22 protein-coding genes are annotated in these 23,495 nt (G+C 45.4%); 7 read left to right on the plus strand and 15 right to left on the minus strand.

What is annotated here, in order from left to right:
• Positions 1-235: 235 nt before the first annotated feature.
• Positions 236-1,471, minus strand: coding sequence for a patatin-like phospholipase family protein (locus J7529_RS19740; RefSeq protein WP_318730390.1), 1,236 nt, complete (start codon positions 1,469-1,471; stop codon positions 236-238).
• A gap of 223 nt (positions 1,472-1,694) precedes the next feature.
• On the opposite strand from J7529_RS19740, the gene J7529_RS19745 reads away from it, so the two are divergent.
• Both J7529_RS19745 and J7529_RS19750 read left to right on the plus strand, forming a co-directional pair.
• Complete coding sequence (locus J7529_RS19745; protein WP_318730391.1) at positions 1,695-2,450, plus strand: Uma2 family endonuclease; 756 nt, start codon at positions 1,695-1,697, stop codon at positions 2,448-2,450.
• A gap of 225 nt (positions 2,451-2,675) precedes the next feature.
• The gene (locus tag J7529_RS19750; protein ID WP_271938325.1) at positions 2,676-5,144 is read left to right on the plus strand and encodes an ATP-dependent Clp protease ATP-binding subunit; all 2,469 of its coding nucleotides are present in this window, start codon (positions 2,676-2,678) and stop codon (positions 5,142-5,144) included.
• Positions 5,145-5,334: 190 nt separating this feature from the next.
• On the opposite strand, the gene J7529_RS19755 is transcribed toward J7529_RS19750, so the two are convergent.
• Complete coding sequence (locus J7529_RS19755; protein WP_318730392.1) at positions 5,335-5,484, minus strand: hypothetical protein; 150 nt, start codon at positions 5,482-5,484, stop codon at positions 5,335-5,337.
• Between the two features lie 111 nt (positions 5,485-5,595).
• Positions 5,596-6,687, minus strand: coding sequence for a metallophosphoesterase (locus J7529_RS19760; RefSeq protein ID WP_318730393.1), 1,092 nt, complete (start codon positions 6,685-6,687; stop codon positions 5,596-5,598).
• A 260-nt stretch (positions 6,688-6,947) separates the two neighbouring features.
• Here J7529_RS19760 and J7529_RS19765 point away from each other — a divergent pair, with 260 nt between their 5' ends.
• Positions 6,948-7,985, plus strand: coding sequence for an adenosine deaminase (locus J7529_RS19765; RefSeq protein ID WP_413038938.1), 1,038 nt, complete (start codon positions 6,948-6,950; stop codon positions 7,983-7,985).
• Positions 7,986-8,093: 108 nt separating this feature from the next.
• Positions 8,094-8,624, plus strand: coding sequence for a DUF4330 domain-containing protein (locus tag J7529_RS19770; protein WP_318730395.1), 531 nt, complete (start codon positions 8,094-8,096; stop codon positions 8,622-8,624).
• 165 nt (positions 8,625-8,789) lie between these two features.
• Here the strand turns inward: J7529_RS19770 and J7529_RS19775 are convergent, their stop codons facing one another.
• Positions 8,790-10,070, minus strand: a complete 1,281-nt coding sequence (locus J7529_RS19775) for a Zn-dependent hydrolase (protein WP_318730396.1) — start codon at positions 10,068-10,070, stop codon at positions 8,790-8,792.
• A gap of 24 nt (positions 10,071-10,094) precedes the next feature.
• Between J7529_RS19775 and J7529_RS19780 the strand changes: the two genes are divergently transcribed.
• Positions 10,095-11,066, plus strand: coding sequence for an XdhC family protein (locus J7529_RS19780; protein WP_318730397.1), 972 nt, complete (start codon positions 10,095-10,097; stop codon positions 11,064-11,066).
• 20 nt (positions 11,067-11,086) lie between these two features.
• On the opposite strand, the gene J7529_RS19785 is transcribed toward J7529_RS19780, so the two are convergent.
• From J7529_RS19785 to J7529_RS19800, 4 genes are all read right to left on the minus strand, one after another.
• Positions 11,087-11,266: a hypothetical protein gene (locus J7529_RS19785; protein WP_271938315.1), complete on the minus strand. Its 180-nt coding sequence runs from the start codon at positions 11,264-11,266 to the stop codon at positions 11,087-11,089.
• 357 nt (positions 11,267-11,623) lie between these two features.
• Positions 11,624-12,793, minus strand: coding sequence for an HhoA/HhoB/HtrA family serine endopeptidase (locus J7529_RS19790; protein WP_318730398.1), 1,170 nt, complete (start codon positions 12,791-12,793; stop codon positions 11,624-11,626).
• A gap of 171 nt (positions 12,794-12,964) precedes the next feature.
• The gene (locus J7529_RS19795; protein ID WP_318730399.1) at positions 12,965-14,899 is read right to left on the minus strand and encodes an adenylate/guanylate cyclase domain-containing protein; all 1,935 of its coding nucleotides are present in this window, start codon (positions 14,897-14,899) and stop codon (positions 12,965-12,967) included.
• Between the two features lie 14 nt (positions 14,900-14,913).
• Entirely contained in the window at positions 14,914-15,762 is an 849-nt protein-coding gene (locus J7529_RS19800) for a DUF928 domain-containing protein (protein ID WP_318730400.1), read from the minus strand.
• 329 nt (positions 15,763-16,091) lie between these two features.
• On the opposite strand from J7529_RS19800, the gene J7529_RS19805 reads away from it, so the two are divergent.
• Positions 16,092-16,979, plus strand: a complete 888-nt coding sequence (locus J7529_RS19805; protein WP_413038936.1) for an acyl-CoA desaturase — start codon at positions 16,092-16,094, stop codon at positions 16,977-16,979.
• 198 nt (positions 16,980-17,177) lie between these two features.
• On the opposite strand, the gene J7529_RS19810 is transcribed toward J7529_RS19805, so the two are convergent.
• From J7529_RS19810 to J7529_RS19820, 3 genes are all read right to left on the minus strand, one after another.
• Entirely contained in the window at positions 17,178-17,642 is a 465-nt protein-coding gene (locus J7529_RS19810) for a DNA phosphorothioation-associated protein 4 (RefSeq protein ID WP_271938307.1), read from the minus strand.
• 21 nt (positions 17,643-17,663) lie between these two features.
• Positions 17,664-17,999, minus strand: coding sequence for a photosystem II reaction center protein Psb28 (psb28, locus tag J7529_RS19815; RefSeq protein WP_271938305.1), 336 nt, complete (start codon positions 17,997-17,999; stop codon positions 17,664-17,666).
• Positions 18,000-18,139: 140 nt separating this feature from the next.
• Positions 18,140-20,230, minus strand: a complete 2,091-nt coding sequence (locus tag J7529_RS19820; protein ID WP_318730402.1) for an NAD-binding protein — start codon at positions 20,228-20,230, stop codon at positions 18,140-18,142.
• A gap of 167 nt (positions 20,231-20,397) precedes the next feature.
• Here J7529_RS19820 and J7529_RS19825 point away from each other — a divergent pair, with 167 nt between their 5' ends.
• Positions 20,398-21,315 (plus strand): metallophosphoesterase family protein, encoded by a 918-nt coding sequence (locus J7529_RS19825; protein ID WP_413038937.1) that lies wholly within the window; start codon positions 20,398-20,400, stop codon positions 21,313-21,315.
• A gap of 30 nt (positions 21,316-21,345) precedes the next feature.
• On the opposite strand, the gene rph is transcribed toward J7529_RS19825, so the two are convergent.
• The 4 genes from rph to J7529_RS19845 are packed head-to-tail and all read right to left on the minus strand — an operon-like array spanning position 21,346 to position 23,443.
• The gene (gene rph, locus J7529_RS19830; RefSeq protein ID WP_271938298.1) at positions 21,346-22,062 is read right to left on the minus strand and encodes a ribonuclease PH; all 717 of its coding nucleotides are present in this window, start codon (positions 22,060-22,062) and stop codon (positions 21,346-21,348) included.
• Between the two features lie 6 nt (positions 22,063-22,068).
• Positions 22,069-22,626, minus strand: coding sequence for a nucleoside monophosphate kinase (locus J7529_RS19835; protein ID WP_318730409.1), 558 nt, complete (start codon positions 22,624-22,626; stop codon positions 22,069-22,071).
• Between the two features lie 60 nt (positions 22,627-22,686).
• On the minus strand, positions 22,687-22,857 hold the full coding sequence (locus J7529_RS19840) for a hypothetical protein (RefSeq protein WP_318730404.1): 171 nt from the start codon (positions 22,855-22,857) through the stop codon (positions 22,687-22,689).
• Positions 22,847-23,443, minus strand: a complete 597-nt coding sequence (locus J7529_RS19845) for a DUF6151 family protein (protein WP_271938292.1) — start codon at positions 23,441-23,443, stop codon at positions 22,847-22,849. The genes J7529_RS19840 and J7529_RS19845 overlap by 11 nt, the downstream gene beginning before the upstream one ends.
• Between the last annotated feature and the right edge of the window lie 52 nt (positions 23,444-23,495).

Raw genomic sequence — 23,495 nt, forward strand, 5'->3', positions numbered from 1 at the left:
CAATAGGATTTTGCTTAAATTCTCTAATTTCAACAATCATAGCGATTTCCTAATGAACTATTTTAAGCTTGCCACGCCAGTAGTGGACTGTTTCACCTAAAATGCTGCATTAGATTTGGTTTGTAGTGAGGGATTTATCCCTCTCCAGCTAGGCTTTTAAGCACTCTTCGTGCTTACTACAAACAAAGCCCTATTTTAGATGAAACAGTCGAGTAGGATGGGCAGGAGGATTAGGTTAGTACTTGTTGTACTCAATAAAGTTAGCGATCGCTTTCTTCGGAGCCATATCTTTTTCTATTTTTATGCGTGTACGAGTCAAATCCTTCTCACGCAGATTTCCGTCGAGATAATACTGAGCGAACTTTTTATAGGCGGCAAAAAGTTGAGGATCGTCGATATCACCAAATTTCGGTTTCCCCAGGAAGAGTTTATCGAGATCGCTTGGGAATACATGAGAAAAAATGGGGTCTTTTCTGAGGTGCTCGTATTCTGGATCGGTTTGATATTGTTCCCGACTAGGTAGTGCATAATCCAAACGCAACACCCGCTCGGCTTGCTTGTCGTCTCCATGACGAATCACCTGTGTACAAACGGAAGCATTCACTTCATTAGGGGCTGGCATAAATAAATCGGGTAACTGTTGAACCCATTTTACTGCTCCCCATCTGCCCACTTTCTCGCCATCAAAAGACTCATTCGGTCTGCCCGTACCAATAGACAGCACAGCTATATCCCTCAAGGTAACAGCCGTTTTTTCGGCGCTAACATTTTCGTGGTAGGGCGCGAGTAAAGCGTGGGCAATGCCAATTAAAGCTGGGTTATTAACTGCAATACCACCGTCAGTAAAGAAATAATTATAATTAATCGGATCTATCGTACCCTTCCTAGTTATTCGGCGACCTTGACCGGATAAATGAAACGGTGGGAAAAAAGTAGGTGCAGAGGAAGAACAAGTGCAGATTTGCCAGATTGGGATCTCGTCGAACCATAACGGGCTATTTTTGGGAGCATTGCTACAAAACCAAGTTGTGTATCTTTCCGTCAGATTATAGGCTGGAATCAGCAGAACTGGCGCGTCGGGTATCTCATCCGAAAGGCGGTTGATCGCCAGTTGTCCAAATTTGTCTTTGAGCACCGGCCCTAAGCCTTTCTTACTATTATAAAGCCCTGCACTAGTCAGTAATCCTCTAAATCTACGTCGGATGCGTTGCCAGCGAGGAAAGATGCGATCGCCATTGTCTTTGTACAACTTCAGCATATCTGTGGCCGACTTTCCCAGGGCAATGCCAGTCGCGAGGATGGAGCCTGTCGATGTTCCAGTAACCAAGTCAAAATATTCATGGAGAGCACAACTGTACTTCTTCTTAATCTCCTCTTCAACGGCGACCAGGATCTGCGCCGTCATTACCCCCCGGAAGCCACCACCATCGAGTGCCAAAATTTTGTAAGTTTTTTGATTTTCTGTTGTCATTGTTTCCCCTCTGGGTTAACTGGTGGCCCAATCCTGTTGCTGTACCAAAGTTACCTCGTCAGATACACACCAGCTTAGGTCCCTTTCTATAGCAATAGACTGTGTTCTCACAAAAAAGATGACCGTTTTAAAAAAATTTATCATCAATATCACTCCTCAATCTGTAGGGGCGAACGAAGGCTATATAATGAAACTCAATAGTTCATGATTCCAGAGGTGAGCCATGTCTGTTGCACTGACCCAAACTTTAGAAACTGAAACCGAGCAGGAATGGACTCCTCCCTTACCCCCTACTGATTTAATTTTTGATGACGGAGAGACATTGGAAAGCAATCGCCATCGCATCGCCATGAATGTCTTGATTGAAGCGATCCACCAAGTTTATCAGGGACGCGATGACTATTTTACCGGTGGAAATATGTTTGTTTACTACAGTAGTCGCCAAGCCCGCGATCGCGATTTTAGAGGGCCAGATTTTTTTGTGACCTTAAATGTGGATGGCACAAAAGAGCGTCAAGGTTGGGTGGTTTGGGAAGAAGAAGGGCGTTATCCAGATGTAATTGTTGAACTTATGTCCCCCTCAACAGCCAGTGAGGATACCGGCCCGAAAAAAAAGATCTATGAGCAAACCTTTAAAACACGAGATTATTTTGTTTATAATCCCTTCAATCGACAGTCTTTGCAAGGATGGCATTTGAACAGTAATGGCCGCTATGAGGAAATTGTTCCTGACGAACGGGGATGGTTATGGTGTCAGAGTTTGGAATTGTGGTTAGGCGTTTGGGATGGAACGTTAACGAAGGAAAAGGCTCCTTGGTTACGGTTCTTTGATGCCGAGGGGAATTTGATTGTGCTCTCTCAAGAGCTAGCCGAACAGGAGCGCGATCGCGCTAATGCTGCTGAAGCTAAATTACGAGAACTAGAAGATCGCTTGCAAGCCATGGGCATCGATCCGAATACAGTCAACCCGCGTGATTGAGGATTTGCCCGGATTGTAGAGAGTAAAAACAGATTACGGATTACCCATTACTAATCAGTGATCTCCCCATCCCTTCCATCCGCTTATCTCCCCATCTCCCCATCCCTATTTTCCGGAGAAGGGCGGAAAACCGGCCTAAATTCTGTTACTGACCGCACAATAACCTAACGATTTTCCTATGTTAGAATCAGCTTACCAAAAAGCAGCAGATGATGGGAAAACGCCATGTTTGAACGCTTCACAGAAAAAGCCATTAAGGTGATCATGTTAGCTCAGGAGGAAGCCCGCCGCCTGGGTCACAACTTCGTGGGCACAGAACAAATCCTTCTCGGTTTGATTGGGGAGGGGACGGGAGTGGCCGCAAAAGTCCTGAAATCCATGGGGGTCAATCTTAAGGATGCCCGGATTGAGGTAGAAAAGATCATCGGTCGGGGTTCGGGATTTGTCGCTGTAGAAATTCCATTTACACCCAGAGCCAAACGGGTTCTAGAGCTATCCCTAGAAGAGGCTCGTCAATTGGGACATAACTATATTGGCACAGAGCATCTACTTTTGGGCTTAATTCGCGAAGGAGAAGGGGTAGCTGCCCGTGTCTTAGAGAATTTGGGCGTGGATCTGTCTAAGGTTCGCACTCAGGTCATTCGGATGCTCGGTGAAACGGCTGAAGTTTCGGCGGTAGGTGGACGTTCCTCGAATAAGACCCCAACGTTAGATGAGTTTGGGTCGAATTTAACCCAATTGGCCGCTGAAGGAAAACTCGATCCGGTGGTCGGTCGGCAAACGGAAATTGAACGGGTGATCCAAATCTTGGGTCGGCGGACTAAAAATAACCCGGTACTGATCGGTGAACCGGGGGTTGGGAAAACAGCGATCGCCGAAGGGTTGGCTCAACGGATCTCCCATGGTGATGTCCCGGATATCCTGGAAGATAAGCGCGTCGTTACCCTCGATATCGGTCTGCTGGTGGCGGGAACCAAGTACCGAGGAGAGTTTGAAGAGCGGCTGAAGAAAATCATGGATGAAATTCGTTCAGCAGCCAATGTCATCCTGGTGATTGATGAAGTCCATACTCTCATTGGTGCAGGAGCGGCTGAAGGGGCGATCGATGCCGCCAATATCCTCAAACCTGCCCTCGCTCGGGGCGAGCTTCAATGTATTGGAGCCACAACCTTAGATGAATACCGCAAACACATCGAGCGGGATGCTGCCCTAGAGCGGCGTTTTCAACCGGTGATGGTGGGTGAGCCTTCTGTGGAAGAAACCATCGAGATCTTACACGGGCTGCGCGAGCGGTACGAACAGCACCACAAGTTGAAAATTTCGGATGAATCTTTGGATGCAGCCGCTAAATTGAGCGATCGCTATATTTCTGACCGCTACCTCCCCGATAAAGCCATTGACTTGATTGATGAAGCCGGATCGCGGGTACGCTTAATTAACTCAAAACTGCCCCCAGCAGCCAAAGAACTCGATCGCGAACTACGCGGTGTTCTCAAGCAAAAAGATGATGCGGTACGCTCCCAAGACTTTGATAGAGCTGGGGAATTACGCGATCGCGAAATGGAACTCAAATCCCAAATTCGCACCATTGCCAGCAAAGGCAAAGACGAAGGCTCAGTCAGCGATGACCCCATCGTTACCGAAGAAGACATCGCCCATATCGTCGCCTCCTGGACTGGAGTTCCCGTCAACAAACTCACCGAAACCGAATCCGAAAAACTCCTACATATGGAAGACACTCTCCATACTCGGATTATCGGTCAAGAAGATGCCGTCAAAGCCGTCTCCCGCGCCATCAGACGCGCCCGTGTTGGTCTGAAAAACCCCAACCGACCCATTGCCAGCTTCATCTTCTCCGGGCCCACTGGGGTTGGAAAAACCGAGTTAACCAAAGCTCTGGCTTCCTACTTCTTCGGTTCTGAAGAAGCTATGATTCGTCTTGATATGTCCGAATACATGGAACGGCACACCGTCAGCAAGCTGATCGGTTCTCCTCCCGGATATGTCGGATACAACGAAGGGGGACAACTCACGGAAGCCGTTCGCCGTCGTCCCTATACTGTCGTTCTCTTCGATGAAATTGAAAAGGCACACCCCGACATCTTCAACATGCTGCTGCAAATCTTAGAAGATGGTCGTTTAACCGATGCCAAAGGACGCACCGTAGACTTCAAGAACACCCTCTTGATCATGACCAGTAACATTGGGTCTAAGGTGATTGAAAAAGGTGGCGGTGGACTTGGGTTCGAGTTCGACGACAACGCCGAAGATGCCCAATATAACCGCATCCGTTCCTTAGTTAACGAAGAACTCAAAGCCTACTTCCGTCCTGAGTTCCTCAACCGGTTAGATGAAATCATCGTCTTCCGTCAGTTGAACAAGGAAGAAGTCAAAGAAATTGCCGAAATCTTGCTCAAGGATGTCTTCAAGCGCTTAACCGAAAAAGACATTACCCTGCAAGTCACCGATAAATTCAAAGACCGGTTGATTGAAGAAGGGTATAATCCCGCCTACGGTGCGCGTCCTCTGCGTCGAGCCATTATGCGCCTATTGGAAGACACCTTAGCGGAAGAACTCCTCTCTGGTCGAGTGGGTGAAGGGTCTACAGCCGTTGTTGACGTGGATGAGTCTGGACAAGTGACCATTCAATCTGAGGATCAACAGACTCCAGTGTTAACCAAGGCTACGGACTAGGAGCAAACCCCTCTAACCTATGGCTTAAGCCTGAACCTTGCTATTTTTAGCTAATTCTTAAGACGGTTGACTGAATATCAACCGTCTTTCTTTTATGTCGCAAGGGACAGCTAATATCAAATCGTTAGATGATTGACACAGATGATTGATGTGTAGCGTGATTTTTGGGATTTGATATAACCCTCTGCTGTCACTTTCCAAAAAAGGGGGGTGAAACCCTGATTCTTTCGTTAGCGATAATGCTCCGCATCGCTTCGCGATCGCAGGCTGTAATGACGGAACTTTCCGCTTCGCGGACATGAAACGTCAGAATTTCCAAGAGTGACAGAAAATGTCTCATAGCGTTTCTCTCTTCTCTGAGGTACAGCTTGAAGCCTTAGAACCTCAGCCATACAAGCTATTCCCCATTCCCTATTCCCTAGCACAAAGCGCTATATCCGATCAAACACTCTCAAAATTCGATCGCTCTGTGATTATCCCCTAAATCAGGCTTGGCGCTAAAGCTCTCAAAGTAGGTTCGCAGATCTCCCGGAAAATGAGGAAAGTGAAACTGGGTATCTCCTTGGGCAATATCTGCCCAAAAATAGCGCAGAGAACCCACCCATTGCTGTGCGTCTTCCTCCGTTAAGTTGCAAGGATCTCCGGTTAACAGACGCATCATAAATGGGTGCGATCGCTCTCCCATCCATTCCCGTGAAAATTCGCCTAAATTCTCCCAACCGGGAAGGGTTTTTATCTGATGGGATTGAATCTCCAGTCTCGTTTTTCCCTCAGCTTGTGAGGTAACTTTTAAGGTTCGATAAGCATGGGGATAACTCACTAAAGATCCGGTAGTAATTTCATATAAATTACCCTGTTGGGCAATATCCTGAACATGCAAATGACCAGTAAACATTAAATTGATACCTGATTCCTGCAATACATTAATTAAGCGCGGCCCATTTTTTAACATATAGCGTTGGCCTAAACAATGAGTGCGCTGATCCGGTAAATGTTCAATCACATTATGATGAATCATCACCAAACGTAAGGGTTCACTCGTAGTTGCTAAAATATCCTCTAACCATTCAAACTGGGCTTCATTCAGATACCCATAGCCGAATTGTTTCCCGTCTTCATCAAATTCATTAGAATCTAAAGCAATGAGACGCACACCTGGTAAGAGTTCACAGGTATAATCGGTTTGTCGAGATTGGTGATATCCAAATTGATGATAATAGGTGGGAAACTTAGCACGACTAATTGAGGTTTCATTGCCCCACTGAGTCGGGATATCATGATTGCCTGGAATCACATAAACTGGATAGGGCAGCCGGGAAAGGCACTCTTTTAACCATTGATGATTTTCTGGCTCTCCATGTTGAGTTAAATCCCCTGGCAAGAGCAAAAAATCCAGATCCAATTGACTGAGATGATCGAGGGCTAACTCTAAGGCTGGAATACTGATTTCCACCAGATGGAAGCGCTTAGGATGATCCCAAATGGTATGGGGTAGGGCAATATGTAAATCACTGATAATGGCAAACTGAAACTCAAAGTCCATTTTTGATTTCTAAAAAAACGATCATAAAATATTAAAGGTAATTATATCATTATCCGTTTCAGATCTGTTGTAAAATCCCTAGGATCTCTATAGAAATACTCGATAAAAATCATGGATGATATTGACGAAATCACTGGGATGTATCTAAGCGGACAAAATCCAGATCAATTTGCTAAAATATGGAATAGATAAAATCTCTCATTGACCCATTGAGTTTTTAGTATCTATGCTTACTGAATAACAGAGGAGTATTGATCGTGATTAATGATTGGATTCGAGAGTTACCGAAAGCAGAATTACATATTCATATTGAAGGATCTTTGGAACCGGAATTAATGTTTGCCTTAGCCGATCGCCACCAGATGACCCTTCCCTATGATTCCATAGAAGCTGCCCATCAGGCCTATCAATTCCAAGATTTACAATCATTTCTGGATCTCTACTATGCAGGAGCCAATGTCCTCTGTACTGAGCAAGACTTTTATGACCTCACCTGGGCTTATCTACAACGGGCCGACAAGCAAACCATACGCCATACGGAAATTTTCTTTGACCCTCAAACCCATACCCAGCGGGGAATTCCTTTTGAAGTTGCGATCGCTGGTATTCATCAAGCCTTGGTCGATGGTCAAAGTCAACTGGGCATATCTTCCGGTCTAATTCTGTGTTTTTTACGTCATCTGAGCGCTGAAGATGCAATGAAAACCCTAGTAGACGCACTCCCTTACCAAGATTGGATCGTTGGGGTGGGTTTAGATTCTTCAGAACGAGGTCATCCCCCTTCTAAGTTTACTGCTGTTTTCGATCGCGCCAGAGCGCATGGGTTGTTGACTGTTGCTCATGCAGGAGAAGAAGGACCTCCTGAGTATATCTGGGAAGCGATCAACTCACTCAAAGTCTCCCGCATTGACCATGGAGTGCGATCGCCAGAAGACCCTAAACTGATGGCATGGCTCAAAGAACAGCAAATTCCCCTCACGGTTTGTCCCCTCTCCAATATTGAGCTGGGTGTCTTTGAAACCCTCGAGCAACATCCCATCAAACAATTACTAGATGCCGGCTTACGAGTAACCGTTAACTCGGACGATCCAGCCTACTTTGGGGGCTATGTGCAAGAAAACTTCATGGCTATCTATGAAGCCCTAAACTTGAGTCAACAGGACTTATATCAATTGGCGAAAAACTCCTTTCTGAGTTCATTTGTATCGGAATCAGCAAAAGAAACAGCGATCGCCGAACTTGATGCCTATATGCATCAAACCTTACAGGAGTTGCCTCCGTTATACAATACCCTCTAATTCTCCGGCACTCCCTTGAGCAAAAGTTCATCCTCTATTACCTATTACCTTTTGCCTAGCCCATGCTATCCTGAGCCAAGATTATCCCGTTTTCTTTCTATCCCCACTATGGCACTGTTAGATTCAAAAGGTCGGTTATTTGGCAAATTCTCCATTCTCGATCTCGGCGCGCTCGTCGTCATCGGCCTAGTCTTATTCGGCATTTTCTTCTATCCAGGAACCTCTGGATCGGTTGCCCAAGTGGGAGTAGTCACCAAACCCGTAGAAGTCGATGTTATTGTTCGGGGGTTAAGTGTACGCAGTCCAGAAGCCTTGATTCAGGAATTCCAAGAAAGCCAGACAACCAATATTGTTATCCGCAATCAACCCTATGGAAGCGTAACCGTTAAATCCGTAGAACGCTTAGAACGTCCGGTTATTATTCCTCAACCGGATGGTAGTGCCAAAGCCTTAGAAGATCCCAGAGAACAGAGTCGTTTTTCCCTCGATATGTTAATGACTCTGACTGGAAATGCCCAAATTACTGATAGCGGTGTAGTGTTGGGCAATAGTAAGCTCAAAATTGGCACACCTGTAGAGTTGGAAGGGTTTACGTATAACTTCAATGGCAGTGTGATAGAAGTTCGCGTTCCTGAATAGTAACCGATCTTATGGGGCGATCGCCCCTTGTGGCTACAAAGTGGAGAAGGCAATAGGCAACAGAAGATGTCCTAACTATCCTTTGCACTGCTATAGCACTAATTCCAGAAACTTCGGAAGCTGCTTTCGCATTGCTTTGAGATCAATAAGAATTTTAGGAGATGTCTAATATTCTTGATCCAATTTTAGTAAAGTATGCAATAAAACCCTTGCTCCTTGCAGACAATCGCGATCGCCAGTATACTCCTCTCCGGAATGGCTAATTCCCCCTTGAGAAGGCACGAAAATCATCCCCATATCTGTACAGCGTCCCAATTCTTGGGCATCATGACTCGCGCGACTAGGGAGGGAAAGATGGCTTAATCCTAAATCTTGGCACACGCTGGCGATCTGCTGTTGAATTTTGGCAGAGGCGAGAGTCGCTTGAACGTTCAGCAGGGGTTCGATGGTAATTTGAGTTCCTGTCGCCGTCGAAATTTGTTCTAATTGGGTTGTTAAGTCAGCGACTAAACCGTCGAGGCTTTGCTGATTCAAATCTCGAATATCGACAGTCATTTTAACTAAGCTGGGAATAATATTAGGGGCATTGGGAAACACTTGCAGTGTGCCTACCGTGGCAACTGGATCGCCAGGAGCAGATTCGGCTAAGTGTTCGACTCCGAGGACAATTCGAGCGGCAGCAGTGAGGGCATCTTTACGCATTCCCATCGGTGTAGTTCCAGCATGGTTAGCTCTACCTTTAACGGTGACGATATAGCGTTGTTGGCCAACAATCCCTTGAACAATCCCAATTTGTTTACCCAATTGTTCTAGGACTGCTCCTTGTTCGACATGCAACTCTAAAAAGGCAGCGATGTCTTGGCGGCTTTGTTTCGCTTCGGCTAACGTATGCCAATTACCGCCCACTTTAGCTAAGGCATTGATGATAGAAAGATTGACTTTGGTTTGATAGTCTTCTGGATTTAAAGATGCCCTTCCAGAAATCGCTTTACAACCGATCATGGTGCTTTCTTCATCAGTTAAGACAATGACTTCTAGAGGATGATTGAGGTGTTGTTGATGGTCATTTAAAACCCGAACCACTTCAAGTCCAGCAAGGACTCCCAATGCTCCGTCAAACTTACCGCCAGACACGACTGTATCGAGATGGGAACCGGTGGCTAAGACGGGAAGATGGGGCTGTTTTCCGGGATAGGTTCCGCGCAAGTTTCCGGCACTATCAACTCGGACTCTCATGCCTGCTTCTTCCATCCACTGACGCACTAGGGCACGTGCTTGGAGATCTTCGTCAGAAAAGGCAAGGCGACAAATACTGCGATCGCCCTTTTGACCAATTTTCGCCAGTTCTTCTAAGGAACTCTGGAGACGTTGGGTATTAATTTGCAGAGTTTCAATCATAGTCATTAATGGGTAATGGGTAATGGCGATATAATCCAGAGAGACCATCCAAGGGCAGTTCAGCACCCAGCTATGTCACTGCAATTTTATCAACAGTTACTCAAGCCTTTGCAAACCGGGGATGTGGCGATCGCCACAGTCATCAAAACAACTGGCTCTGTACCGAGGGAAGTGGGGGCGAAAATGGCGCTCTGTGGCGATGGCACGCTGTTGGATACCATTGGCGGAGGAGCGGGAGAAGCCAAGGTTTTAAGCACCATGGAGAACGTTTTAACATCGGGCGATCCGCAGAAGGTGAACATTGACCTATCCGGTGCAGTTCAGCGAGTTACCGAGGGGGTTTGTGGGGGGCAAATGCAGGTGTGGGTGGCTAAATGGTCCGGAGAAGCGGCGATCATGTTAATCACCCGTATCCTAGATCGGCTCAATCAGGGTCATACGGTGCGTCTATTTACCCCCTTTTCTCCCGGTTTCTCTCCCCATCTTCTCAGCCTGAACTCTCCCCAACCCTCCCCACAATCAGGATTTATCGACTTGATTGAACCCCCTCCCCTACTCCTGATTATCGGTGCAGGTCATGTGGGGGAAAAACTCGCTCAAGTTACTACATTATTAGGCTTTCAAGTCGTTATTCAAGACGATCGCCCCCAATGGGCTAATCCTGAGCGTTTCCCCTCTGCATTAGCGATTTGCACCGATTCCATAACCACCCTTTTAGACCAATGGCCCTATCATCATCCCCTTTATATCGCCATGGTCACTCGTGGATATGATTACGACCTCGAAGCCCTAACGAGTTTGCTACAGAACAATCTCCCCCATCGCTATATTGGCATGATTGGATCGGTTAAACGGGTGAACAAAATCCACAAAGCACTCGCAGATTATCCCATTCCTTTAGATAAACTCAATCGGATCTATGCCCCCATTGGATTGGATATTGGAGCCTTAACACCAGCAGAAATTGCCATTAGTATTGGAGCCGAGTTAGTCTTAGTCCAACGGGGTGGAACCGGTTTACCTTTATCGGAAGCAAACCGTTAGGAGATATTTGACTAACTTAGCTATTTTGCAGGATTATTAGCTTGATCTTGGTTAATACAACTGGGTTTTTGTACATACTGGCAAACCTTTTGCCATAATTTATCGCGAGTGGCTGGCGGCCCATAGGAAAACAAAACCCGATCGCTACCGACCATCTTTTGAATCTTGACACCACAAACGGGACAGGTTTGTTCTGACATCAGCTTACTTCCACCATCGGTCAACAGTTTGGGACAGTATAGCGCATCTTTTCAAAAAAGCTAGGTTTTTGTGCTTATCCCCTCTCCCTCTTTTCCCATTCTGGGACCATGAGGCGGCTGACAGGGAATAGGGAATAGACATATTGGGAATTATAGTGTTACGTTTTATGGTTAGGACATTTCTAAATAAATCTTTCACAGTGTAGATCCTGATATTAGCGTCGCTAGAGGCAATTTTCTCCAACCCATACCAATTTAAAATTTTCAATTTTAAATTGATATAAGATTCCGAAAAGCTTTAGCTTTTCGGAATGCGACAGAAGAGGGAGCTTGTTGATTTATTGTAGGAGGAATAGATTAATTCTCCATGACCTCTTCTAACTGGGCCGTTTTCACCCGGAATTGTCGGGTCTGATTGCCCCGTTTTACCTGAATGGATAAGGACGTACCTAAACCACTTTGATCGACTATGCGCTGCAATTCATCTGCTGTTTTAATCGGTTGATTATCAATGGCAATGATGACATCCCCTCGACGTAAACCCGCATCCGCCGCAGGAGTATCTGGAATCACTTTCATGACTAAAACTCCTTCAATTTCGGGCAAAAATAAGGGAGCGTTGGGGTCGCTATTATTTTCCTTGGCTAACTCTGGGGTAAGGTTGATAATTTGCACGCCAATGTAAGGATGGGCGACTTTTTCTCCTTTCGTGAGTTGTCCTTGAATGGCTTTGGCTTTATTAATCGGAATGGCAAATCCAATTCCGGTGGCATTGGCGCGAATAGCGGTATTAATTCCAATTACTTCGCCTTGGTCGTTGAGCAGGGGGCCGCCGGAATTTCCGGGGTTAATCGCGGCATCAGTTTGGATAAAGTCTACCCGTTTATCGGGAATGCCGACTTCTGAAGAGGGGCGATTAAGGGTGCTGATAATACCGAGGGTGACGGTGTTATCTAAGCCTAGGGGGTTGCCTACGGCGATCGCCCAATCTCCGACTTGTACGCGATCGGAATCTCCCAAGGGAGCCATCGGTAATTGCCCTTGGGGGTCGTCAATTTCCACGACGGCTAAGTCCGTAACCCGATCGGTGCCCAAAACGTTGCCTTCAAAGGAACGGCCATCTTTGAGAGTCACTTGTACGCGGTCTGCACCACTAACGACATGGGCATTGGTCAGAATAATCCCATTCGAGTCGATGATAAATCCTGAGCCTTGGCCCCGTTGCAGTTCTTCACGGGGTGCAGTATTAAAAAACTCTTCACCAAAAAACCGTTGAAAGAAGGGATCGGTCATAAAGGGGTCTATATTCCGTACAATGGTGCGCTCCGTATCAATCCGCACGACTGCTGGACCAACTTGATTCACAGCACTCGTAACAAAATTGTTGGCTCCCGGCTGAGGCACTTGGAGGGCCAGTGCAGAGGGTACGGCAAAGTTGAAGAACAGGGCCAAAAGAGAAATGGAAAGTAGAAATAAAATGTTCCCTGAGCGGAGTCGAAAAGAACATTTTCTAGACACTAAATGCATAATCAACCATCAAAATTACTATGTACAACGTTGGGTAATATCGTAACTCGCTGGGTGGGTATTAATAACCCGATGGCGTAAGGAAGAGGCAATAGAAGAAGGGAGTAGGGACAAAGTTTTTTCGCTTCTACCCAACCGACAAATCTTTTCCAGGGAAAAATGGTTTACCTCTTACCTACTACCGATTACTTGATAAATTTTAACGGGTGCGGTGCGACCTTTGAGGGAGACCGATCCGATCGCCTGGGTCGGAAATTGCCCCTTGATTTTTTCATAGGTTTCTTCACTAATCAGGATGCGACATAAGCCGCCATCTAAGGTTTTATCATAACTTTCTAAACGAGCCGCAACATTAACACTATCGCCAATGGTGGTATAGTTCATCCGTTGGTCGGAACCGAGGGAACCCGCGACCACTTCGCCAGTAGCGATACCCACCCGCATGGCTACAGTCGGGAGTCCGGAGGCTTTCCAAGCACGGTTGAGCGATCGCAGTTTTTTCCCCATTTCTACAGCACACTGTACCGCTAATTGGGCATCTTGGGCGATCGCCTCTGGAGTAGTGCTAGGAATAGGAACCCCAAAAACCGCCATCACCGCATCGCCAATAAATTTATCCACTACTCCATCATGATTTAAGACAATATTGACCATGGCATTCATATACTGATTTAACCAAACCATCAGGGTTTCCGGGTCTATACTTTCGCTAATGGTCGTAAAACCTTGCAAGTCCGTAAATAAAACCGTAGCCGTCAGTTTTCGTCCCGTTAGTTTCCCTTCATTGAGCAGTTGGTGTCGGTCTCTCCAAACAGCTTGGGCAATTTTAGGTGTGACGTGGCGTTCAAATAAATGCATAATGGTTTGTCGGTTGTGGCGCTCTAACAAGCCAATATAAGCTGTAATTGAAATGGCTGCCCCGAATAGTGCAACTAGGGGAGGAAAAACAGGTAACCACCAACCCAATAGAAATGCTCCATACGTGATTAAGGTTAAGCCAAAACTACAGAAAAACACGCTGATCATTTTCCAACGGATACGCAAGAAAATCCAGCCTAAAATAGCTCCCCAAGTTGACCAAAATCCAATCCAAAGTCCTTCTTCAATTTCTGACCAAAACTGGATTTGGGGACGGCCATCTAAAGCTGCGCTAATGATGTGACTGGCCAGATCTGCATGAAGTTCAACCCCGGAACGAATCCCCCCTTCTTGGAAACTATAGCCAAAGGGGGTAATGAAGCGGTCATTGAGACTTGCTGCTTTTCCACCAATGAGGACAATGCGATCGCGCATCAGATCGGGGGGGAGGCGATCGTCTAAAACATCACTGAGAGTTACTGTTTCAAATAATTGACAAGGCTGCTGGGAAAGCAAACAAAACCGAGAGCGAAAATTTAACATAATCTGATAGCCTCCGGTATCTGCATTCACATACCCGCCATCATTGGGTTGGAGGGGGCTAAAAATAGCTTTTCCCAAGCCTACCTTACCCCTGTGGGCATCAAGCATCTCTAATTTAACGCCCTCGTCTTGCAGGTAATCCAAAGCCAATCGAGTCCCCAATCCATAAAACGTTTTACCGCCACTATCGCGAACTGACAATAACATCCGTCTAATTTTGCCATCACCATCCAGAATCAAATCGGCTGCTGAAACTTGATTGAGTTCCTCTAAAACCGGGGAAGAGGCCACCGACTCTCCCAGGCGATCGCCCTCAATTTTGGCAATCCCAATTAAGTTTGGCGTATTTCTAGCGACCTCCACAAACTGCTGATAACCCGGTTCTACGGGCAAATCTCGATACAGATCCAAGCCGATCGCCCTAGGATTTTGGGACTGAATTTTCTCAATTAATTGAGTCAAAACTTGATCGGATAGGGGCCATTTTTTCATTTGCTGAATATCCGATTCGGTAATGCCTACAATTACAATTCTTTCATCCATCGGTTCTATGGGTCGCCAGCGGAAAAACTGGTCTAATGCTGCCCATTCTAACAGTTGGAATACTCCGATCATTCGCAATCCAATAACTGCTAATGCTATGCTCGGAGCAATCAGAATAACCCCTCTCCATTCTTCCCAATTTTGTTGGATTTTTTTCCACATATATAGCCAGAGGACTAAGGCTGACAACAATCAAAAATTGAAGACTCTAGAATTAAGGGGTCAATATCAGTGATTTGATCGTGCAAGAAACGATTCCATGTTTTTTGCAATTTATCATTGTTTGGATTCTTTTCCAATTGTTCATATAAAACACTCAAAGTATCGAACCAAATCCCTTCTTTAGCATAGGTAACTATCATTTCCATAACCGAAGAAGCATCTACTTTTTGCTGGAGGGTTTCATCCACTGCAATTTTTTTGATCCATCCGGAAGACGGAAAAGCAAAGGAAGGTTCACTGCCTGGAGTGACTTGGGGACATTGTAAGTATATTGCCCATTCATAATATTGGTCATTTTCTAAGTTCCCTTCCAAGGGAATTCTTATAATTCCCGGTTTTTGAGGAATATCAATCACCCGCTCATCAATAATTTGTCCATTGGGATAAGGTTGATTATCCGTGACAATAAATTCAATTTGAGTGGCCACCGTGTCCGGGATATAAACAAAAAAGTCAGGAGAAGGATCGACGGTTAAGCCATACTTAATACCTTGAATTGTTTTGGGGACTAATACGGTCACTGGCATTTCATGGGGTAAACATTTAGGGCCTCGACTGGCTCCACCAACTGTTTCACGGGGTGCCCCTTGACCTGGAGGCGGTTCAAAGTCAATTTGTAGCACTTCTTCTAAAAGGCGACTCCCTCCACCTACGGTTTCATTAGGTCTCCCAGCACCAGGGGGAGGTTCAAAATTGGGATCTGTGGGCAGTTGGGCAGAAGCTTGGGGGACAGAGAAGGCTCCAGTTAAAAAGGCCGCATAGCAGCTCAGGTAGATTAAGGTTTTAGAAAAAGGCTGAAACATGGTAGAGAGCGCTTTGCGCTGGTAAGGGGTAATGGGTCATGAGAAAACGCTATATAGCACTTTGTGCTAAAGAATAGGGAATAGCTTGTATGGCTTAGGGTCTAAGGCTTCAAGCTGTACTCCTCCAGAAGAGAGAAGTGCTATATATCTGGAAAATGAGTCAGAATATCTGGAAAATGAGTTCCCAGAGATGGCTCCTATTACTGTTATATCTTGTTGACTGACCCGCATCTGGACTCTCTGGAGTGCTGGGAGTATCTCCTTCAGAAGAAGGGTGTGATATCGTTAGGTTTGGTCAGGAGTTGAACAAAGGATACTACAACAATACAATGCCGAATTACTCCCTACTTACAAAGGTTTCGTATGTTATCGGGCCAATATTGATTATCGTTAGTCATATTGGATCGTTCATGGTTTTACTCACTGGCTTATCTTGGGGTGCGATCGCCTGGATTATTTTTTTATATTTCATCCGAATGCTGGCTACGACAGGCATTTACCATCGACTACTTACCCACAAAAGCTATCAAGCTAATCCTTTTATTCTCTGGTTAGGATGTATAGTCGGTGCATCGGCTGGACAAATGGGCCCAAGTTGGTGGAAAGCTCACCATCTCTGTCATCATCAATATGCCGAACAAGACCTCGATCCCCACTCTCCCCATGCACCCTATAAGGGAATGCGTGGATTTTATTGGTCTCAAGGGGGATGGTTGCTCTCTAAAAATTTCTTCCCTGCTCAACTACCGAGTGATGTGGAAAATAATCTTCCCTTAAGGATACTCGATCGCTTACATTTTCTGCCTCTGGTTGCCCTAGGAGTCGTTTCTTATGCGATCGGTGGTTGGGAATATTTGGGTGCGTTTTTCCTGAGTACTACCTTACTTTTCCATGGGGTACAAACAGTGAATTCATTTTGCCATATTACCGGCTCTGAATACTTTGAAACCAATGATTTGAGCCGCAATAATGGCTGGGTGGCGTTTCTCACGTTAGGGGAAGGCTGGCATAATCTTCATCATGCATTTCCTTCCTCAAGTCGCCATGGCATTATGCTCCGTGAAGATAAGGTGATTTATCTGCCCGATCCTACTTATGCATTTATTAAAATGCTAGAGTTTCTCAAGTTGGCTTCTAAACCGAGAATACCGAGTGAAACAGCGCTTTTGAAACGCTCGAAGAAGGAGACAGAGTTACCAGTTTTAGTGGAAACTTAGGTTAATTATTTCTTGATGAAGCAGTGCTTATAGCGCTTCAGGCTAGGAAAAAGTCTTGTTTTACAAGCTTTTTGAACATTAGAAGGGTAATATAACAAGGGGCTTAAGCCCCTTATCTCTCCTAACGAGGCTATTAATTATTTATAGACTTGCAAAGAAAACAGTAAAACGTAGTTTTCCCTATTCCCTATTCTCTAATCATAGAAATTGCCGTAAATCGAATTCCGGGGTGGATTCTTGGGGATGCTGGTGTTTGAGCAACATCAGGGGGAGATGATGAGTAATATCAATGATGCCGCGCAACTCATCTTGTAGGATTTGTAGCCCCCCATTGGCATAGTCTTCGAGGATTTGAATTTGACTGGCGATCGCCTCTTCAGAAGACAGGGAAAGCACGCTAACGTCCTCAGTTTTGGCGATCGCCAATAGGCGAATGGTGAGATCGTATCCCCGCGATCGAAAAATCTCCCAGGCAATGGGAGCGGGTTCCTTAGCAATAACATCATTCAGGGGAACCGCTTGATTACGGTGATATCCCAGAGTAGCCGCAAACATCACCACATCTGCATAGGTTTCAAACGGTGCATTATCTTCGTTAGATTCAACCAACCGCTTGACTAACTCTCCCTTATCCTTCGCTAATCGAATGCGGTATCCTGCCATCCTACCTCGTCCCAGATCGTTCTATGCTTTCTGAAAGCCTAAACCATGATCTTTGGCGTAACGTTCCATAAAGCGCATAAACCGATCCCACTTCGCCTCTCCTTCCATCACATACAAGGCTTCTACAGTCGTGGGTTTACCGTCAATAAACTTAGCTTTTACTTCCCGACTGACGATTTCCCCTTCTTCATCAATCAGATGTAACCCAGTGACTTCATCAGTATTGCCTTCCTTAAAAACGGTGGGATCGGAAAAAATAAATGTTGCTGTACCACTACTTTTATCTCTAGCACGGGTCAGACGTACTTCAGGAACATCTTTTTCTGTGATTCCTTTGGTTAACTGGATTTCTGCCATATTTTTGTGATTTAGGGTAATTCAAACGAATTAAAGGTGTCTTACTATCATGTCAGTACCAGGGAAGTTGTGCAACTATAGCACTTCGCGCTAGGGAATGGGGAAGAGGGAATAGGGAATAGAGAAAAACCCAGTATTCCCTATTCTCCAGTCTGTTGATAAAAGGGCTGGATTAATTCGGCTTTGACTCGCGATCGCTTTAATTCTCGCACTAAACGCTCGGCTTGATGGAGATAGAGCGGTTTCGGTAAAATTTGGGGCAGGTTATTCATCAACTCACGAGCGCCACTTAAACGATATCCAGACATCCGAGCAATGACATTAGCTCCATCAAAAGCCGAATCCTTAGTCAGTGCAGAATTGATGCGAACCTGCCAAGTCGGAGAGGCAATCGTTCCTTGTTCAATGCGTTTTAAGCCTTCAATCGAAGACAATACCACAATGCGATCGCCCACTGCTAACAGCAGATCGTCAGAAGGCATCAAGGTTGCCGTCTCTGGTGGGGTTTGATGAAGGACTACCACCACCCCATAGCCATAAGCTACTTCACTCATTAGTAATCCATGTAACGTATCAATCACTTCAATTTGATATTCCGTAACTAAAATTGTTTGATGATGATAGCGAAACAGACTAATAATATTTTCACCAAAAGCGGCTCCAGCAAATGCTTCTGCTGCAACTTCATAGGTTCCCAGAATTTGCACATTGGTCAATAAATGACTTAAATATCGGCTTAATCCTTGACCATATGTACCAATGACCAAATGACTGTGAGGATTTAACCGTCGAGCCATCAGTGCTATTTCCAGATTCAGCATTTCATTATCTGTAGTAATAATCACACTTTTAGCGGTCAATACATTGGCTTTAGTCAAAGCCTCAGTTAAGTTGCCAACAATTAGGGGAATACGAGGTAATACACTCTGGTCGAACTTGGGATTAAAAGGAATAGCCACTAGCCCTTGTTCTAAATTATCCAAGAAACCCGCAACTTGTTGACCCAGGCGATCGAGACCGACTAAGATTAAATGGTCGTCTTTAGGAATTGGAGGACGACGACGTAATAATTCAAATTTAGATGAAAGTAAGGCTTCAGTAAGCAGAGCATACAAAACTCCGACAAATGCCGTACCTAGCAATGTGAGGCTAAATGCAAATAGCTGTAAACCGGGAGGAATTTTAGTGACGGGTTCTAACTCACCAAACAATTCTCCATAATCTCCAAGTAAAAGAATTCCTGTTGCATAAAAGGCATAAAGCCAAGTTGTGTTGGGATAGTAAGACTTAAATAAAACCGTGCCGAGAATCAATAAAATAGTGACAATAATACCATTGATCGCAGCAACTTTTCGCACTCCTGTCATCAAAAAAATAGTCTTGAATTTTTCCCCTTGCAACTGCCAAAATTTAACATTCAAGAGTTGTTTATGCACCAAGTGACGAAATCTCGATCCCATGGTTTGAGGCGTTCCTTGCTCAGACCAATGTCTCCTGAATTTGGGGCCTTGTCGATCGGGAGTTAGAGAAAATTTTTCTACTACTTCCACATAAACTATGGTATCTCCTGGTTTCACCACATTCTGGGGATTCCACTGATAAAAATCCGGAACTAACCCCGGTCTAGGAAGATAAAATAGAACTCGTCGCTTAGTAGTATTGATGTCTTGAAGCGATCGCGTATTACACCATCGATGACCCTCTTCAAGTTCATGACTCATCACCTGTATACTCTGGCCATCTAACTCAAAAAAGCCCAAGGTTTCTGCACCTAAACCGGCTAAACCAAAAGCACTAGCGATCATTTGTGTCGGTTCAGCCGCAAAAAAGTTACCCAACTGTTCGCTCAAGAGTTGATTCAAATTATGGGCGGCAGAACGCACAACAATTCTGACATTTGGATTCAATTGGCGTACCGCTAAAGCAGTTTGGGCATTGACTTCTTCATTACTGGTGACAATTAAAACAGTTCGACAGGTTTGAATTTGAGCCTGTTCAAGAATATGCAGTTGCCGACAATCTCCTACAATCAAGGTATCTAATAATTCAGGAACTGTAGATAATTCCCACTGAGCAGGAGGACTTTGTTCAATAGCACGGACAACGACTCCAAAGTTTTTCAAGGCGATCGCACATTCTTGACCGAGACGACCTAAACCACAGATTAAAAAGCGATCGCCATTCGACTCTGGAGCATTCTCTTCTAATGGGGTATGTGAAAAGCTTGACATACTCTGAGTTCTCACATTTACAGGATTTCACCCACTTCTTGAATTGAATTCTTAGGCATTCTCTAGAAAGGAATATTATGTGAGCTACATTATAGTTAGCCTTAAGTATAAAGCCCGTAAAGCGATACGGTCTCTCTAACTTAGTATATAGATAAACTCAAACCGTAATGAAGATGAAACGTCGTGAACTCCTGCGTTGGGCAGCCGGAATTGCCTTCGGATGGGTAATTGGTAAAGGGATGATAGCTAATCCCTTTCAACCCTCCTTAAAAACTGATATCTCCAAGAATCATCTAACCTTTCCAGATGGAGGTTCTCCTTTGCTGCGGTTTATGTCTGTTGCTGATACCGGAACTGGGGCCGAGGGGCAATATGCAGTGTCCTCAGCAATGGTTCAGTACGCCCAAAAATTTCCCTGTGAATTGGTGGTTTTAGCGGGAGATAATATTTACAACAATGGTGAAATTGAAAAAATTAAAGCCGTTTTTGAAGACCCCTATCGCCCCTTGCTTGAACAGGGTGTTCCCTTTTACGCCTGTTTGGGAAATCACGATATTCGCACGGATAATGGTGTTCCTCAAACCCAATATCCTCTGTTCAATATGGGAGGAAAACGCTACTACAGTTTCCGTCGGGGCAGTGTGCAGTTTTGGGCTTTAGATACCAATTCTAATGCGGACTGGGTAAACCAATTACCTTGGTTAGAGCAAGAGTTAAGCCAATCCGATGCTCCTTGGAAAATTGTGTTTGGCCATCACCAAATCTATTCTTCTGCTCACTATGGATTAAACACCAAATTAATTGAAACTCTCACGCCCTTATTTCAAAAATATGGGGTGCAACTGTATATTAATGGCCACGAGCATGTCTATGAACGAACGTATGCGATTAATGGTACAACCTACCTCATCTGTGGAGCAGGGGCAGGAGTGCGGGATGTCGGTCGTTCAGCATGGACAGCTCATTCTGCTTCTCGTCTGAGTTTTGCCGCCTATGAGGTCTATGAGGATCGCATCCTTGTCCAAGCAATAGGTACGGATCATCAAGTGTTTGATCGGGGGGTAATAGGAATGGGTAATGGGTAATGACGGTTCTCTATGTCTCCCTAATTTAGCTCAAGAAAGAGCATCCTGTTGAGCACTCAAGAGTTGCTCAATTCCTACTTCTGCCCTATCTAGCATCTGATTGAGTTGGTGACGGTTAAAGCTGCCCTGTTCGGCGGTTCCTTGGACTTCGATCGCCTCTAGGCGATCGTTCATAACCACGTTAAAATCGACTTGGGCAATGACATCTTCTTCGTAGCACAAGTCTAAATAGGGTTCGCCTTCGAGTAATCCAACAGAGACAGCCGCGACTCGATGACGTAAAGGAGACTGGGTTAATTTACCTTGTGCTAGTAATTGATTAATGGCATCCACTACAGCCACATATCCCCCAGTAATGGAGGCGGTACGAGTGCCTGCATCTGCTTGCAGGACATCAGCATCGACGGTTAGGGTGCGCTCACCTAACTGTTCTAAGTCCAAAGATGCTCTTAAACTGCGTCCAATTAACCGTTGAATTTCTTGTGTGCGCCCTGATAATTTCAAGAGTTCCCTGGGGTGGCGCTGGGGGGTGGCGTTGGGAAGCATTCGATATTCTGCGGTGAGCCATCCTTTCCCCGTTCCTTCTAAAAATTTGGGTACACTCTCTTGTACAGATACGGTACACAAGACTTGAGTATCGCCAAAACTGGTGAGGACTGAACCCCAAGCAAACTTGGTGAAACCGCGTTCAAACCGAATGGGACGGAGCTGATCCGGTTGACGACCATCAGGACGGGGTAGAGCCATAATATCTTAATGTTCCCTGGAATTTGCTATCAGTCGAGTTTGCAGTTCGGCCAGCACTTGGTCTTGGGATTGATTCCCATTGACGGTGAGTAGTCGCTGACGTTTGTCATAATAATCCAGAATGGGGACAGTCCGAGTTTGAAACAGTTCAATCCGTCGTTCGATTAAGTGGGGCAGATCTTCAGATTCACCCATGGCTAACCGCCTTTCCATCATTACTGGTTCTGAGGTATCTAGGAAGATAGCCCAGTTGAGTTGTTGCTGTAGCTCATCAAGTAAAAAATCGAGTTCTTCGGCTTGGAATGCGGTGCGAGGATAACCTTCTAGGAGCCATCCAGTGCTGGTATCGGCTTGTAGGAGGCGATCGCGGATAAAAGTAATTAAAATCGGATCGGGTACAAATTCTGCCCGTTCTACATAGGGTTGGCATTGTACACCTAATTCGGTTTGCTCGGCGATCGCCCTTTTCAGAATCGCTCCCATGGACACTAACGGAATCTGGAAGCGATCGCACAAACCCCTTGCTTGTGTACTTTTCCCCGCACCCGGGCCGCCCAAAATCACCAATCTCAAGGTTCTTCTCCTCCCCAACTCGTCTTTAGTAGACCAGAGTACCAAATAACCTTAGCCCATCGCGAGGCGATCGCTAGGCTGACGAGGTGGGGTTTGGGTAAACAGATTTGGGTTTTCGTCACGCTCAAGTCCAAAGATGTTTTGGATGCTGGCAAGGGTTGTAAAGCTGCTGTAAGACAGGGGAGACTCGGTTTTTTTTCGATTTGTTAGGTTAGATCTCATTCATAACGTCCTGGTATTCTCGATCGCTCAGTAGTTTTGGGTTGACTGTGGGCATTTCGGAGTCAGCCGAAAAGAAAGGAGTCTGTTTGTAGCTGCCATCAATTCGTGCCCTCAAAATTCTAGCCATATTTCGGGCGATCGTTGCGACAAGCCCTACTGGCTTTGGTTTTGGCTCCCCTTTGGCAGATTTGGTGTGAACGTAGCTGCATACTCGACCAAAGGAATTATCCAGTGTTACTTCAGACGATTCTAAACAGTTATGGACAAGACCAACGAAAGACATCTTATAGCTTGGGAGGGTATTTCCAATTGGTGTTTTGCAACAGCTAGTATACCAACGCAACAGGCCGGTTTCCGTAAGGCGCATACAGGCTAAGACTTCAGTCCCTTGAGTCAAAGAGACATTTTTGGGGAGCGTCTGAATAATGTCTGTTCCACCCTGATGATCGAGAATTTCACTACTTCTTCCTAAGAAGTGAGCAAATGCCTGACAGTCCCGACAATAACAAATAACCCGATTAGCACGATTAACATTGGCAACACTCCCCTGAAGACAACCACATCTACACCGTATCGGATGGCTCATTTTGCTATTTCCTCACTCGAAGATTTAGCCCCAGGATACCCTATTTGCTTGA

Origin of the sequence: Roseofilum sp. Guam (genome assembly GCF_017746735.1) — a bacterium.
GTDB classification, from domain to species: domain Bacteria; phylum Cyanobacteriota; class Cyanobacteriia; order Cyanobacteriales; family Desertifilaceae; genus Roseofilum; species Roseofilum reptotaenium.